The following is a 16,181-nucleotide window of genomic DNA, read 5'->3' as shown; positions in this document are numbered from 1 at the left end:
TAAGATCAATTGACTGCCTGCGATACGGTCTGTTGTCGCGCGCGCTTTTGATTTCAATCACGGCATAGGATGAAACCTTTTGCCAGATAAAAGGACAAGTCACATGGATGACGCCACCGATATCAACCCAACCCGACGCGGCCTGCTGATCGGCGGCGCGCTCGGCGCCACCGTCGCCGCCGTGCCGGCCATGTCGCATGCGCAGTCGGGCACCCAGGCCGCCGCCGCCCCGGCGGCAGCGGCCACCACGCCGGCGCCGGTCACCGGCAAGGTCACGCTCCGCGTCAACGGCCAGCCGCAAACGCTGGAACTCGACACCCGCACCACCTTGCTCGACGTGCTGCGCGAACACCTGCACCTGACCGGCACCAAGAAGGGCTGCGACCAGGGCCAGTGCGGGGCCTGCACCGTGATGGTCAACGGCCGCCGCATCAATTCCTGCCTCAGCCTGGCGGTGATGCACGAAGGCGACGAGATCACCACCATCGAAGGCCTCGGCACGCCCGACAAGCTGCACCCGATGCAGGCCGCCTTCGTGAAGCACGACGGTTACCAGTGCGGCTACTGTACCCCCGGCCAGATCTGTTCGGCGGTGGCGGCGCTGGACGAGATCAAGCGCGGCATCCCGAGCCACGTCACCGGCGACCTGAACGCGAAACCGCTGCTGTCGATCGACGAGCTGCGCGAGCGCATGAGCGGCAACATCTGTCGCTGTGGCGCCTACTCGAACATCATGGAAGCCATCACCGACGTTGCCGGTGGCGCCGCCGCCGTGAAGGGGGCCAAGGCATGAAGGCATTCACCTACCAACGCGCGGCCAATCCGGCCGACGCTGCCGCGGCGGCCATGAAAAACAAGGGATCGCGCTTCATCGCCGGCGGCACCAACCTGCTCGATCTGATGAAGCTGGAGATCGAGACGCCGACCCACCTGATCGACGTGAATGGCCTGGGCCTGGACAAGATCGAACCGACTCAGGACGGCGGCCTGCGCGTGGGCGCGCTGGTGCGCAATACCGACCTGGCGTCGGATGCGCGCGTGCGCAAGGACTACGCCGTGCTGTCGCGCGCGCTGCTGGCCGGCGCCTCGGCCCAGCTGCGCAACAAGGCGACCACCGCCGGCAACCTGCTGCAGCGCACCCGCTGCCCGTATTTCTACGACACCTACCAGCCGTGCAACAAGCGCACGCCGGGCAGCGGCTGCTCGGCCATCGGCGGCTATACCCGCAACCACGCCATCGTCGGCACCAGCGAGTTGTGCATCGCCACCCACCCGAGCGACATGGCGGTGGCGATGCAGCTGCTGGACGTGGGCGTGGAAACGGTGCGCGCCGACGGCGCACGCCGCACGATCCCGATCGCCGATTTCTACCGGCTGCCGGGCAACACCCCGCACATCGAGAACAACCTGCAGCCGGGCGAGCTGATCACCGCGGTGACGCTGCCCAAGCCCTTGGGCGGCAAGCATTACTACCAGAAGGTGCGCGACCGCGCCTCGTACGCCTTCGCCCTGATCTCGGTGGCGGCGGTGGTGCAGCCGGACGGCAGCGGCCGCGTAGCGGTCGGCGGCGTCGCCCACCGCCCATGGCGCGTGCCGGCCGCCGACCAGCAAATCAAAAATGGCGCCAAGGCGGCCACGGACGCGCTGCTGGCCGGCGCCCACACCACCGACGACAACGCGTTCAAGGTGCCGCTGGTGCAGCGCACCCTGGCCTCGGTGCTGGCGCAAGCCCGCAAAGCTTAACCGGACGACGACTATGAAATTCACCACACCCGCCACCACCAATCCGATCGACCGCCTGAAGGTGGTCGGCAAGCCGCACCAACGCATCGACGGCCCGTTGAAGACCACCGGCACCGCGCCCTACGCGTACGAGCAGCACAAGGCGGCGCCGAACGCCGCTTACGGCTGGGTCATCGGTTCCGCCATCGCCAAGGGCCGCATCAATGCCATCGACACGGCTACCGCGCGCCGCGCGCCCGGCGTGCTGGCCGTGGTCACCCACGAGAACGCTGGCAAGCTGGGCAAGGGCGAGCACAATGCCGCGCACCTGCTGGCCGGCCCGGACGTGCAGCACTACCACCAGGCCGTGGCGATCGTCGTGGCCGAGACCTTCGAGCAGGCGCGCGCCGCCGCCGCGCTGGTCAAGGTCGACTACGCCAAGGTGCAGGGCGTGTACGACCTGGACGCCGCCAAGAACGCGGCGAAAAAGCCGGACGAGAAGGACAAGCCGGAAAGCAAGGTGGCCGACTTCGAGGGCGCCTTCGCCAGCGCCCCGGTCAAGCTGGACGCTACCTACCACACGCCGGACCAGTCGCACGCGATGATGGAGCCGCACGCCTCGATCGCCGCGTGGGAGGGCGACAAGTTGACGCTGTGGACCTCGAACCAGATGATCAACTGGGGCAAGAAGGACCTGGCCAAGACGCTCGGCGTGCCGGAAGAAAAGGTGCGCCTGGTCTCGCCCTACGTCGGCGGCGGCTTCGGCGGCAAGCTGTTCCTGCGCTCGGAAGCGCTGATGGCGGCGCTGGGCGCCAGGGCCGCCGGCCGCCCGGTCAAGGTGGCGCTGCAGCGCTCCCTCATGATGAACAACACCACGCACCGCCCGGCGACGCTGCAGCGCATCCGCATCGGCGCCACGCGCGAAGGCAAGATCAACGCCATCGCCCACGAAAGCTGGTCGGGCAACCTGCCGGATGGGAAGCCGGAAACCGCGGTCAACCAGTCGCGCCTGCTGTATGCGGGGCCGAACCGCCTGACGCGCATGATGCTGGCCGGCCTCGATCTCCCGGAAGGCAACTCGATGCGTGCGCCGGGCGAAGCGCCGGGCATGATGGCGCTGGAAATCGCCATGGACGAAATGGCCGAGAAGCTCAAGATGGACCCGGTCACCTTCCGCGTCATCAACGACACCACGGTCGACCCCGAGCACCCGGAGCGCAAGTTCTCGACGCGCCGCCTGGTCGATTGCCTGCGCCAGGGCGCCCAGCGCTTCGGCTGGAACAAGAGGAAGGCCACGCCGGGGCAAATGCGCGAAGGGCGCTGGCTGATCGGCTACGGCATGGCCGCGGCCTTCCGCGACAACAAGAACATGAAGTCGGGCGCGCGCGTGCGCCTGGAGCGCGACGGCGGCGTGACGGTGGAAACCGACATGACCGACATCGGCACCGGTTCCTACACCATCCTGGCCCAGACCGCGGCCGAGATGCTGGGCGTGCCTTTGGCGCGCGTGACGGTGCGCCTGGGCGACTCCGCGTATCCCGTGTCGTCCGGCTCCGGCGGCCAGTTCGGCGGCAACAGCTCGACCGCCGGCCTGTACGCGGCCTGCGTCAAGCTGCGCGAAGCGATCGCGCAAAAGGCCGGCATCGACCCGGCCCAGGCCGAGTTCGCGGACGGCGCGGTGCGCGGCGGCGGCAAGTCGCAGGACCTGCGCCAGCTGGCCGCGCAGGGCGAGCTGACCGGCGAGGACACGATGGAATACGGCGACCTGGACAAGAAATTCCAGCAATCGACCTTCGGCGCCCACTTCGTCGAAGTCGCGGTCGATGCCGCCACCGCCGAGGTGCGCGTGCGGCGCATGCTGGCGGTGTGCGCGTCCGGGCGCATCCTGAACCCGGTGACGGCGCGCAGCCAGGTGATCGGCGCGATGACCATGGGCGTCGGCGCGGCGCTGATGGAAGACCTGGTGGTGGACAAGCGCATCGGCTACTTCGTCAACCACGACATGGCGGAATACCACGTGCCGGTGCATGCCGACATCCCGCACCAGGAAGTGGTGTTCCTGGACGAGGTCGATCCGTATTCGTCGCCGATGAAGGCCAAGGGCGTGGCGGAACTGGGCATCTGCGGCGTGGCGGCGGCGGTGGCGAACGCCATCTACAACGCCACCGGCGTGCGCGTGCGTGAGTATCCGGTCACGCTCGACAAGCTGCTGGTGAAAATGCCGGCAGTGGCCTGACACCGGGCTGGCGTCGATACGTAGGGTGGACGTGGCCGGCGAGGCGGGTTCCCCGTCCGCCCTACGCACGGTTTTCGCCGGCCGTTTCGGTCAATCCTTGTACCTGATCGCGTCGATCACCAGCGCCAGCGCGCGCGACGCATGGCGCCGGCTCGGGTAGTACGCATGCAGCCCCGGAAACGCCGGGCACCAGTCCTCCATCACGCTCACCAGCCGCCCCGCGCGCACGTGCTCGTCGACCATGCTCAGCGGCAGGAAGGCCAGCCCGCAGCCGCTCAGCGCCGCGTCCAGCATGTGGTAGACGTTGGTGAACACCGCCTGGCCGCGCACGCGCGCTTCCAGCGCCTGGCCGTCATGCTGCAGTTCCCAGGCATACAGGCCGCCGCTGCTGGGCAGGCGCAGCACGATGCAGTTGTGCTTCATCAGGTCCTGGAGCGAGGCGGGCAGCGGGCGCCGTTCGAAATAGCCGGGCGCGCCGACGATGCGCATCGCCACGTCGGCGCCCAGGCGCACCGCGATCATGTCCTTGTCGACCTGGTCGCCGTAGCGCACCCCGATGTCGTAGCGCTCCGCGGCGATGTCCACCAGCCGGTAGTCGGAACTGATCTCGACGTGCAGGTCCGGATACTGCGGCAGCAGCGGCGCGATGCGCGGCCACAGCACTTCCTCGATCACATGGTCGATGGCGGTGATGCGCACGGTGCCGGCCGGCTTGCCGCCGAGGTCGCTCACCGCCGCGATCTCGGCGTCGATCTCTTCCAGCCGCGGCGCCACGTTCTGCAGCAGGCGCTCGCCGGCCTCGGTGGGCGACACGCTGCGCGTCGTGCGCATCAAGAGGCGCACGCCCAGCCGCGTTTCCAGCGCGCGGATGATGTGGCTGAGCGCCGATTGCGTCATCCCCAACTTGGCCGCCGCGCGGGTAAAACTGCGCTCGCGGGCGACGGCGAAGAAGACCAGGATGTCGTTGATATCGTTTCGGGCCATGCCGCGTCCAGTCGAATCGGAATGCCGGCATCATACACAGTTTGCTATTCCTGCGTGGAATATCCTAATGGTGCGCCGGATTCATGACGGTTCTTCATAAGCCCAGGCAATGCACGATACGGCCGCGCCGCGTCGCGGGTCTAGCATGGCGTTCTTACCCATCACATCCGCCTTCGACCATGCCGGCGTCAAGGGATTCAAGGGGCAGGGCGCCTATGCCGCCGCCAAGCACGGCGTGGTCGGCCTGAGCAAGTCGGCCGCGCTCGACTATGCGGCGTCCGGCATCCGCATCAACGCCGTGTGCCCGGGCATGATCGACACGCCGATGATGGACCGCTTCACCGGCGCCACGCCCGAGGGCCGCCGCGAGGCGATCGCCCAGGAACCGATCGGCCGCTTCGGCACGCCCGGGGAGATCGCCGAAACCGTGTTGTGGCTGTGTTCCGATGCCGCCTCCTTCGTCACCGGCGCCGCGATCGTGGCGGACGGCGGACGGCGGGCAGACGGCGTGAGGGCGTGAACCGTGGCGTCCGGCGTTGCCGGGCGCCGACCCGGCTTCCAGCGGCACGGCCCGGTTTTTTGCACCGCGCCGTGCCGTTTCACTTATCCATTCCAAGGTCTTGCGTTGTAACGACACAACCATTCCAATCTCGTGCAAAAAACTTATCCCTTTTGGATAACTTTGCATTCGATCAAGACTATAATTTTTTCAAGAAATCAAAAAAGCAAGAACAGCGGCTTGCCGCATCGAGGGAACCACCGCGCCGGCCACCAGCCGGCCGGGTGCTTGGCACGTCACCACGGACCAGGACAGCAGCCCCCTCTTGGAGACGACACCAGAACATGCCCACCGGCGTGTCCGAACCTGCCCGTCACCGGGACCGGTTCACGGCTGCTGCCCGCAAACCTTCCGCGTCATCTGCATCGCCGCCATTTAACGTATCCAGGGAGTCGTTCCGCATGTCCGTGCCATCCATCCGTCCACAATCTACCGCGCGCCTGACACCGTCGCCGCGTCCGAAGCCTTCGACGCATCTGAAGCCATCGCTCGTCCTGCTGGGCGCCGCCTTCGGCACGCTCGCCCTGGCGCCGACCGCGCTGGCGCAGAACGCCGACGCCGGCCAGAACGTGCAGCGCGTCGTCGTCACCGGCTCGTCGATCAAGCGCATCGACGGCGAGACCGCGCTGCCGGTGCAGATCCTGAAACGCGAGGACATCGAGCGCGTCGGCGCTACCTCGACCGAGGAACTGGTCAAGCAACTGAGTTCGCTCTCCAGCGCCGGCAGTTCGACCACGGTGGCCAACGCCACCGGCTACGGCGGCGGCAGCATCGCCACCGTCTCGCTGCGCGGCCTGGGCAGCGCGCGCACGCTGGTGCTGGTCAACGGCCGCCGCACCGCGGTGTACGGCGGCGGCTCGGCCGGCGCCGCCGGCTCCTCGGTCGACGTCAACAGCATCCCGCTGGCGGCGATCGAGCGGGTCGAAGTGCTCAAGGACGGCGCCTCGGCCGTGTACGGCTCGGACGCCATCGCCGGCGTGGTCAATTTTATTTTGCGCAAGGATTTTACGGGCGTCGAAGCCAGCGCCAACTACGGGCAGACCAGCGACCGCCTCGGGCGCGACCGCAAGGCCTCGGTGTTCGCCGGCTGGGGCCGCATGGACGAGGATGGCTGGAACCTGACCGCCAGCGCCACCGTGCAAAAGACCGACCCGATCTTCGGTGCCGACCGCGCCTTCGCCAGCCGCCTGAACACGGCGGCGCAGAACGACTACACCTCGTCGATCGCGTTCCCGGCCAACGTGGTCTTGAACAGCCGCGGCACGCTGGGCAACCCGGCGCTGCCCAACTGCGGCCCGTACTCGCTGGTGTCGCCGTACTCGCCGACCCGCTGCAGCTACGACAACAGCCCGTTCGTGTCGCTGCAGCCGGATTTCGACAAGGCCAGCTTCATGGCCAACGGCCGCATGCGCCTGTCCGGCGGCGCCGAGGGTTACTTCGAATCCGGCTACACCAAGAACAAGATCACCTCGACCACGCAGGCGGTGCCGCTGGCCTACAACGCCATCACCACCGCCAGCAACCCGTACGTGCCGGCGTTCGCGGCCTTGATCGCGCAATACCCGGGCGTGGCCGCGAAGTACGGCAGCATCGGCCGCGGCGGCGCCATCCTGATCCCCAGCAGCCCGTATTACCCGACCGCGTTCGCCGCCGCCAACGGCCTGGCCGGCCTGCCGCTGCTGCTGAACTACCGCGACGTCGCCAACGGTTCGCGCAGCACGCTCGACGTCTCGGAAAACCTGCGCCTGGTGGGCGGCGTGCGCGGCACGCTGGCCGGCTGGGACATGGATTCGGCGCTGCTGTACAGCCAGAGCCGGGTGCACTCGGAACTGCTGTCCGGCTATGCCCAGTACTCGAAGGTGCTGCCGATCTTTAACAGCGGCGTGATCAACCCGTTCGGCGACACCGCCGACCAGTCGGCGCTGGCGGCGGTGCGCGCCGCCGAGTTCCGCGGCACCAGCTACGCCACCACGACCTCGACCACCTCGGTCGACCTCAAGGGTTCGCGCGAGGTGTGGACGCTGCCGGCGGGCGCGGTCGGCATGGCGCTGGGCGCCGAATTGCGGCGCGAAGAGTTCGAATACGACCCGTCGGTGGCGATCCAGACCGGCGACATCGCCGGCCTGGGCGGCAACTCGTTCCCGGTGACGGGCGCGCGCAACGTCGGTTCGGTGTACGCCGAGATGAGCATCCCGATCGCCAGGAAGCTCGATGCCGACGTCGCGGTCCGCTACGACAATTACCAGGGCGTCGGCCACACCGTCAATCCGAAGGCCTCGATCCGCTGGCAGCCGGCCGAGTCGCTGCTGCTGCGCTCGGCCGTGGGCAAGGGCTTCCGCGCGCCCTCGCTGACCGACATGTACACGCCGCAGGCCACCAGCATCACCGGCAACGGCGCGCGCGACTATGTGCGCTGCCCGAACCTGGCCACCGGCGCGCCGCGCGACTGCAACTTCCAGTTCACCACCGTCACCGGCGGCAACCCGGACCTGAAACCGGAGAAATCGCTGTCGCTCACCGCCGGTGTGTTGTGGGAGCCGATCCGCAACGCCTCGATCAGCCTGGACGCCTTCCGCATCAACCTGAAGGATGCGATCGTGGTCGGCGGCCTGAGTTCGACCTACATCCTGGCCAACGCTGAGCGCACCACGCGCTACGCCCAGTTCGTCAACCGCGGACCGGCCGACGGCAATGCAGCCGGCGTCGGGCCGATCCTGTCGATCGTGCAGACCAACTCGAACCTGTTCAAGACCCAGGTGGCCGGCGTCGACGTCGACGCCATGTACCGCCTGCGCCTGGGCGAGGCCAACCGCGTCAACCTGCGCCTGTCCGGCACCTACATGGACAAGTACGACGTGCAGGGCGCCGACGGCACCTACACCACCTCGCTCGACCAGGCGCTGAACGCGTCCGGCGGCGTGGTGCTGCGCTGGAAGCACAATGCCAGCGTGACCTGGGAAAACGGCCCGTACGCGGCGACCCTGATGCAGAACTACCAGAAGGCCTACACCGACGCACTGGCCAACCTGGCCCCGGCCGGTTCGCAGCCGCGCAAGGTGGACGCCTACCAGACCTTCGACCTGCAGCTGGTGTACGCCGGCCTGAAGAACACCAAGCTGGCGCTGGGCGTGAAGAACATGTTCGACCGCGACCCGCCGTACACCAACCTGACCTCGAACTTCCTGGGCGGTTACGACGTCAGCTACGCCGATCCGCGCGGCCGCTACATTTACTTGACGGCCACATACAGTTATAAATGACGCCGTCATCCATTGACCGCCTGCGGCGCGCCTGCGCGAGCGTGCGCGCCAGCCCGAGAACCACCGTTTTGCCGAATGAGGAAACATCGATGCACCAGAACCTGAAACCGAACCTGAAACAGGCTGCCGCTGCCGCCATGCTGCTGGCCGCTTCCGTGGCCGGTACCACCGCCCACGCCGCGCCCGCCGCCGCCACCAACGCTGCCGCCGCCAACGCTACCGCCGACGGCGCCAGGCGCCAGGCCGAGATCGACGCCATCGTGCGCGAGATCTCGCCGCAGCGCATGCGCGCCTACGTGGAAAAGCTGGTCAGCTTCGGCACCCGCCACACGATGTCCGACACCAAGTCCGACACGCGCGGCATCGGCGCCGCGCGGCGCTGGATCAAGAGCGAGCTGGAACGTTGCGGCGCGGCGTCCGGCGGCCGCCTGCAGGTCGCCTACGACAGCCACGTGCACCCGGTGATGGCGCGCCTGTCGAGCCCGACCGAGATCGTCAACGTGGTCGCCACGCTGCCCGGCACCCAGGCCGAGTCGAAGGACCGCATCTACGTGGTCAGCGGCCACTACGACAGCCGCGTCACCGACGTCATGAACGCCAGGGACGACGCCCCCGGCGCCAACGACGACGGCTCCGGCACCGCCGCCGTGATGGAGATGGCCTGCGTGATGGCCAAGCACAAGTTCGACGCCACGCTGGTGTTCATGACCGTGGCGGCCGAGGAGCAGGGCTTGCTGGGCGCCGAGAACTGGGCCAAGCTGGCGAAAGAGAAGAACTGGAACGTGGCCGGCATGTTCGACAATGACATCATCGGCAACTCGCACAGCGACGAGGGCAAGGTCGACGACAAGCAGGTGCGCCTGTTCGCCGAAGGCGTGCAGCCGGTGAAGGAGATGTCGGACGCCGCGCGCGCGCTGGTCGCCACCGGCGGCGAGAACGACAGCATCACGCGCCAGCTGGCGCGCCACGTCAAGGAAACCGGCGAGCGCTACGTGCCCGGCTTCAAGGTCACGATCGTCAACCGGCGCGACCGCTACCTGCGCGGCGGCGACCACATCCCGTTCCTGGAGCGCGGCTTCGCGGCGGTGCGCTTCACCGAGCCGGCCGAGGACTTCAGCCACCAGCACCAGGACTTGCGCACGGAGTCCGGCAAAAAGTACGGCGACCTGATCGAGTACATGGATTTCAACTATGCCGCCAACGTGGCGCGCGTGAACGCCGCCTCGCTGGCCTCGCTGGCGCTGGCGCCAAGCGCGCCGAAGGAGGTCAAGGTGATCACCAAGAACCTGACCAACAAGACCGAGCTGGCCTGGGCGCCCAACGCCGAACCGGACGTGGCCGGCTACCGCGTGGTGTGGCGCGACACCACCGCGGCCGACTGGCAGGGCGCCGTCTCGGTGGGCAAGGTCACGACCTATACCAGCGACCTGTCCAAGGACAACGTGTTCTTCGGGGTGCAGGCGGTGGACAAGGATGGCAACGTGAGCCCGGCGACGTATCCGATGCCGGCGCGGTAAGCAGTTCCATTTGACGGTTGAAACATACCGTTCATATCGTTAATGCCAGCAGCTCGTCGTCCCCGGCCTTGGCGGCCCCCTTGGCGGGGACCCATGCCGAACAACCAAAGTCGTACTCTCAAAAAAGCTGCCGTCGTTTCAAGGTGACGAATTCTGATGCTCTGCATGGGTCCCCGCCTTCGCGGGGACGACGGTTTCAAGGTTTTTGGCCAGAAGGGGTGCTGCCGATGAGCACTCGCGGGATCATTACAACGCTTTCTATGCCAGGTTCTTCCCCGTCTTTTCCGGCATCACGAACGCCAGCGCCTCCTCGAACGAACGCAGCACCATGTCCACGTGCCGCTCGATGGTGGGCTGGCTCACCGTCGAGGTGTCGATCGGCAGGCGGATCGTGGCCAGCAGCGCCTGCGGCAGATGCACGCGCAGGATGTCGGCCGCGGCCAGCCATTGTTCCAGCACGTCTTCCTGCGGATAGGGCAGGAACACGGTCGACACCAGCTCGGCCTTTTCCGGCCCCGGACGGTCGCCGGCGTCGCCCAGCGTGGTGCTGCGCGCGTCGACCTCGGCCTCGCGCAGCGCGCGCACCAGCAGTTCGCTCAGGATGGCGTCGCGTTCGCTCGGCAGGCCGGCGCACAGCACCACCGAGTGCAGCGGCACGTCGAGCGAGCCCTGCCAGCGGCCCTGGCGCGTCTCGCGCATCTCGCGCAGGTGGGCGCCCAGGTTGGCGTCCAGCAGCGAGACGTTGCGGCGCCGGCGGCGCATGAACGGGCGGCGCGGCTGCGGGCCGGATTCCGGCGTCAGCGCCGAGGCGACCACGGCGATGGTCGAGCGGATCGTGGTCATCTGCACGCCGACGATCTGGCCGCTGCGGATGTCGGCCCCGGCCAGCGCCAGGCCCGGCAGCAGCACCTGGTCGCAGTAGCGCGCGAAGCTGGCGCGGCGCAGGTAGGCGTGGGCGTCGCGCAGGATGGTGTAGGTGTCGCCGCTCAGCGCCCGGTGGTAGAAGCGCTGGCCGCCGCTGATGCTGGGCGCGTCGCCCAGCAGGATGGTGACCGGCTCCAGGCTGCGCACGTGGCGCCCGGCCACCACCAGGCACAGCGTCAGCGGGGTGGAGAGCAGCAACCCGACCGGCCCCCACATGGCGCCCCAGAACACCGCCGACAGGATCACCGCCAGCGGCGACAGCCCGGAACTGTGGCCGTACACCTTGGGCTCGACCACGTTGGCGACGACCACTTCCAGCGCCACGAACAGCACGATGCAGGAAATCGCCATGCGCCAGCCGGGATCGATGGCGGCCACGAACAGGGCGATGATGATGCCGGCCGCCATCACGCCGAGATAGGGCACGAAGCGCATCAGGCCGGCCAGGGCGCCCCACAGCGCCGCGTGCGGCACCCCGGCCACGCCCAGCAGCACGCCGATCAGCGTGCCGAAGGTGAAATTCACGGCGAACTGCGAAAAGAAGAAGCGCGACACGCCCTGGGCGGCGTCGCCCAGCGTGCGCATGGTGCGGCTGACCTCGGACTGGCCGGCCAGCCGGATCACGCGGTCGCGCAGCGATTCGTGTTCCAGCGAGATGAAGATCAACAGCACCAGCACCAGGCCGGCCTCGCCGATCGGTCCCCAGGCCATCGAGAACAGGCGCGCCAGCTGGTCGCGCGTGGTCAGGCGCGGGGTGCGGATCTCGACCGGCAGCGGCTGGGTCGGGCTGACGGTGACGGTATTGATGCCGCGCCGCCCCACCGCAGTGGAAGATGCGGAGGACGCCTGCGGCGCCACCGCGCTCAGTTCGGCTTCCAGGCGCGCGAACGGGCGCTCGGTCAGTTCGCGCACGGTGGCCACCTTGGTGCGGATCGCGGCGCGGTACCGGGGCAGGTCGCCGGTGACCGCCACCAGCTGGAAGGCCAGCACCGTGCCCACGCCGATCACGGCGGTGGTGACCAGCACCACCGCCAGCAGCGTGGCCGGCAGCTGGCCGAGGCCGACGCGGCGCATGGCGCGGATCAGCGGCGCGATCACCAGGCCGAGGATGGATGCCAGCGCCAGCGGTTCAAGCACGTCGCGGCCGAAATACAGCAAGCCGAGGAAACAGGAAGCCGTCACGAGCGAGCCGGAGCTCAGGTGCTTGAACAAGGGTGAATCGCGCATTCGCGGAAAGCCGTTCGGAACGGCAAGACCGTTCGCTTACATAAAACCTCCAATGTAACGAAAAAATGGCCGTGGATCAATTCGTGATGGCGCCACCAGGACCGAATCGGCTGCATCGCGCCGGGCGTCATCCATCGGCAACGGGTAAATACATAACCAACAGTAATGTATTGGCATACTGGAAATGACAGTGCTAAGCTCGACACCATGCGCCGGGTATGTGGGGGCAAGCCCGGTCCGAGGGAGACCGCTGGTGGACTACGAACGACACGGCAACGAACAGCGCGCCTCCGGCCCGGGCGGGTATCAGGGTGTGCCCGACGAGGCGCAGGCGGGCGCCATGCGCCGTTTGCAGGGCGAAGTGGACGCGCTGCGCGCCGAGTGCGCGCTGCTGCGTGCCGGCCGCGCCGCGCCGGAAGAAAAATACCGTACCCTGTTCGATTCGATCGACGAAGCCTTCTGCATCCTGGGCGACTTCTCGTTCGACGCCGAAGGGCGCTGCGTCGACTTCCGCCACCTGGAAGTCAACCCGGCCTACGAGCGCGAGACCGGTCTGCGCGGCGTGCAGGGCAGGACCTACCGCGAACTGAGCGGCGACGGCGATCCGCTGCTGTACGAGGTCGTCGGCCGGGTCGCGCTCGGCGGGCGCCCGGCGCGCTTCGAGCGCTGGTCGGCCTGGTTGTGCGGCTGGTACGACATGCACGTGTTCCGCATCGAGGACAGGGGCGCGCCCCAGGTCGGCGTGCTGTTCACGAACGTCAGCGAGCGGCGCCGCGCCGAGCAGGCCCTGCGCCAGAGCCGCGAGCGCAAGATGTTCCTGCTGCGCTTCGAGGACGAGATGCGCGCGCTGGGCGCGCCCGCCGCGGTGGAGCGCCAGGCGGCGCGCAGCCTGCGCAGCCAGCTCGGCGCCGACGCGGTGGTGTTATGGGAATTGACGGCCGACGGCATGCTGGCGCCGGCGACGGTCGACGAGCTTGCCGCACAGCCGCAGCCGCACCGGCGCCGGTTCCTGGCGGCGTCCGGCCTGCGGCTATGGACGCAATTCCATGCCGGGCGCAGCCTGACGAGCGAGAACGCGGGCGCCGACGCGCGCCTGGGCGCCGCCTGCGCGCTCGGCCTGGCCGGTAGCGCCGGCGGCTGGGCGGCGCTGCCGCTGGCGCGCGAGGGCATGCTGGTACGCCTGCTGACGGTGGAATACGCAGCGCCGCACATCTGGTCGCAGCACGAACTGGCGCTGCTGCACGACGCCGCGGCGCGCGCCTGGTCGGCGCTCGAGCGCGCCCATGCCGAGCGCGCGTTGCAGGCGTCCGAGGAAAAATACCGCTCGCTGTTCGACGCGATCGACGAAGGCTTCGCCATGGTCGAGGTGCTGTTCGATGCCGGCGACGGCGCTGGCGGGCTGCGTCTGCTGGAAGTGAACCGCGCGTTCGCGCGCCAGACCGGCGTCCCGCTGGCACCGGGCAAACGCATCCTGGAAATGCTGCCCGGCTTCGACCCGAAACTGCTACGGAGCCATGCGCTGGCAGCGCTGGGCAGCGCGCCGGTGCGCTTCGACTGCCAGTCGGCCGCCCTGGACGGCCGCTGGTTCAGCGTGCACTTGTCGCGCGTCGGCGGCGCCGGCAGCCGCCAGCTGGCGATGGTGTTGGACGACATCAGCGTGCGCAAGCACGCCGAGCTGGTGCTGCGCGACAGCGAACGGCGCCAGGCCTTTTTGCTGCGCCTGAGCGACGCGCTGCGGGTTGCGCAGAGCCCCGCCGATGCCATTGCCATGGGTGCGCGCCTGCTGCGCGAACATCTCGGGGTGCAGCGCGTCGAGGTCGGCGAAGTCGGCGCCGGCCAGGTGATTCTGCATGTCGGCCATGGCGTCGCGCTGGCGCCGGGCGCGGCCTGGCCGGACGTCGGCGCCCTCGACGAAGCGCTGGTGATCCGCGACGCCGCCATCGACGCGCGCCTGGCACCGCACCAGCGCCAGGCTTGCCTGGCGCAGGGCACGGGCGCGCTGGTCAGGGTGGCGGTGGCCGCCGAGGGCGTGCCCACCGCGGTGTTCGTGGTGCATGGCGCCGCCGCGCGCGACTGGAGCGACGCCGAGGTCGACCTGGTGCGCGACACCGCCGAGCGCACCTGGACGGTAACCGAGCGCATCCGCGCGCAGGCGTTGCTGGCCGCCAGCGAACGGCGTTATCGCACCTTCACCAGCCTGGTCCCGGTGCTGCTGTGGCAGACCGACGCCGGCGGCGGCCAGGTCTACCTGAATGCGCGCTGGCTCGAGTACACCGGGCAGGACGCCGCGCAGACCCAGGACGGCGGCTGGCTGCGCGCGATCCATCCGGACGATGCGGCGGCCACGGGTGAAGTGTTCCGCAGCGCCATGGCGGCCGGCGCGCCGATCGAGATCGAGCACCGGGTGCGCGCCGCCGACGGTGTGTACCGCTGGTTCCTGGTGCGCCAGGTGCCGGTGCGCGACGCCGCCGGCCGCCTGGAGAACTGGTATGGCGTGGCGATCGACATCGATGCGCGCCGCCAGGCCGAGGCCGCGCTGCAGGAAGCCGACCGCCGCAAGGACGAGTTCCTGGCGGTGCTGGCGCACGAACTGCGCAACCCGCTGGCGCCGATCAGCAACGCGGTGCAGATGCTGCGCCGCGCCGGCGGCCAGCGCAAGGCCGACCGCCTGATGGAAATGGCGCATCGCCAGGTGCGCCAGATCACGCGCCTGGTGGACGACCTGATGGACGTGTCGCGCATCACGCGCGGCAAGATCGAACTGGCGCGCCAGCCGGTGCCGCTGGCCGAGGTGCTCGCTGCCGCCGTCGAGACCAGCCGCCCGGCGATCGACCGCGCCAGCCATGCCTTCAGCCTGCGCCTGCCGCCCGAGCCGCTGCTGCTGGATGCCGACAAGGTGCGCCTGACCCAGGTGTTCGCGAACCTCTTGAACAACGCGGCCAAGTACACCGATGCGCACGGACGCATCGAGCTGGCGGCCTGGCCCGAAGCCGGGAGCGGCGGCGAGGGCGGCGCCTGCGGCCAGGTCGTGGTGGCGGTGCGCGACAGCGGCATCGGGATCCCGCCCGAGAAGCTGGACCAGGTGTTCGACATGTTCACCCAGGTCGAGGCGGCCGGCAGCCATAGCCAGGGCGGCCTGGGCATCGGGCTGGCGATGGTGCGCAGCCTGGTGCAGATGCACGGCGGCAGCGTGGAGGCGAAAAGCGGCGGCCCGGGCAAGGGCAGCGAATTCCTGGTGCGCCTGCCGTTGCCGGCGCTGCCGGCTGCGGGCACGGGCGCGGCGGCCCCGGCCCGCGCCGCCGCGGCGCCGCTGGCCGGGCGCAAGGTGCTGGTGGTGGACGACAACCGCGACGCCGCCGATTCGCTGTGCATGCTGCTCGGCAGCCGCGGCGCCCACGCCAGCTGCGCCTACGACGGCGCGCGCGCGCTCGAACTGCTGGCGGCGCTGCGTCCGCATTCGCTGGTGGTCGACATCGGCATGCCCGGCATGGACGGGCACCAGGTGGCGGCCGCGGTGCGCGCCGACCCGCGTTTCGCCGGCCTGCAGATCATCGCCCTGACCGGCTGGGGCCAGGAAGCCGACCGCCGCCGCTCGCGCGAGGCCGGCATCGACCACCACCTGACCAAGCCGGTCGACCTGGCGCTGCTGGAGCGGTTGCTGGTGGAAGCCGCTATCTGACAACGTCGTCGTTCCGGCATGAGTGATTGGATACACGCTTCATGCCGCCACCAGTACCGTCGTCCCCGCGCAG

General features: G+C 69.0%; 9 protein-coding genes. 7 read left to right on the top strand and 2 right to left on the bottom strand.

Translation table 11 applies throughout. The features are described 5' to 3' along the window. The first annotated feature begins 103 nt into the window (after nt 1–103). From paoA to paoC, 3 genes are read left to right on the top strand one after another with little or no spacing between them, the layout of a single operon-like run. Nucleotides 104–793, top strand: coding sequence for an aldehyde dehydrogenase iron-sulfur subunit PaoA (paoA, locus tag HH212_RS22480; RefSeq protein ID WP_170204534.1), 690 nt, complete (start codon nt 104–106; stop codon nt 791–793). Beyond that, entirely contained in the window at nt 790–1,743 is a 954-nt protein-coding gene (locus HH212_RS22475) for an FAD binding domain-containing protein (RefSeq protein ID WP_170204533.1), read from the top strand. The genes paoA and HH212_RS22475 overlap by 4 nt, the downstream gene beginning before the upstream one ends. Nucleotides 1,744–1,756: 13 nt before the next feature. Further along, on the top strand, nt 1,757–3,958 hold the full coding sequence (gene paoC, locus HH212_RS22470; protein WP_170204532.1) for an aldehyde oxidoreductase molybdenum-binding subunit PaoC: 2,202 nt from the start codon (nt 1,757–1,759) through the stop codon (nt 3,956–3,958). Nucleotides 3,959–4,048: 90 nt separating this feature from the next. Here paoC and HH212_RS22465 read toward each other — a convergent pair whose 3' ends face one another. Next, nucleotides 4,049–4,942 carry a LysR family transcriptional regulator gene (locus HH212_RS22465; RefSeq protein ID WP_170204531.1) on the bottom strand — a complete coding sequence of 298 codons (894 nt, stop codon included), beginning with the start codon at nt 4,940–4,942 and terminating at the stop codon, nt 4,049–4,051. 145 nt (nt 4,943–5,087) lie between these two features. Here HH212_RS22465 and HH212_RS22460 point away from each other — a divergent pair, with 145 nt between their 5' ends. The 3 genes from HH212_RS22460 to HH212_RS22450 all read left to right on the top strand — a co-directional run bounded on the left by HH212_RS22460 (nt 5,088) and on the right by HH212_RS22450 (nt 10,278). After that, on the top strand, nt 5,088–5,462 hold the full coding sequence (locus HH212_RS22460; RefSeq protein WP_229217413.1) for an SDR family oxidoreductase: 375 nt from the start codon (nt 5,088–5,090) through the stop codon (nt 5,460–5,462). Nucleotides 5,463–5,902: 440 nt separating this feature from the next. Continuing rightward, on the top strand, nt 5,903–8,761 hold the full coding sequence (locus HH212_RS22455; RefSeq protein WP_170204529.1) for a TonB-dependent receptor: 2,859 nt from the start codon (nt 5,903–5,905) through the stop codon (nt 8,759–8,761). A gap of 89 nt (nt 8,762–8,850) precedes the next feature. Then, nucleotides 8,851–10,278: a M20/M25/M40 family metallo-hydrolase gene (locus HH212_RS22450; protein WP_170204528.1), complete on the top strand. Its 1,428-nt coding sequence runs from the start codon at nt 8,851–8,853 to the stop codon at nt 10,276–10,278. 258 nt (nt 10,279–10,536) lie between these two features. On the opposite strand, the gene HH212_RS22445 is transcribed toward HH212_RS22450, so the two are convergent. Next, the gene (locus HH212_RS22445) at nt 10,537–12,414 is read right to left on the bottom strand and encodes an AI-2E family transporter (RefSeq protein ID WP_229217412.1); all 1,878 of its coding nucleotides are present in this window, start codon (nt 12,412–12,414) and stop codon (nt 10,537–10,539) included. Between the two features lie 268 nt (nt 12,415–12,682). On the opposite strand from HH212_RS22445, the gene HH212_RS22440 reads away from it, so the two are divergent. Beyond that, nucleotides 12,683–16,108, top strand: coding sequence for an ATP-binding protein (locus HH212_RS22440; protein WP_170204526.1), 3,426 nt, complete (start codon nt 12,683–12,685; stop codon nt 16,106–16,108). The last annotated feature ends 73 nt before the right edge of the window (nt 16,109–16,181 follow it).

The organism is Massilia forsythiae (genome assembly GCF_012849555.1).
GTDB classification, from domain to species: Bacteria; Pseudomonadota; Gammaproteobacteria; order Burkholderiales; family Burkholderiaceae_D; genus Telluria; species Telluria forsythiae.
This window is presented reverse-complemented; position numbering and strand designations above follow the sequence as displayed.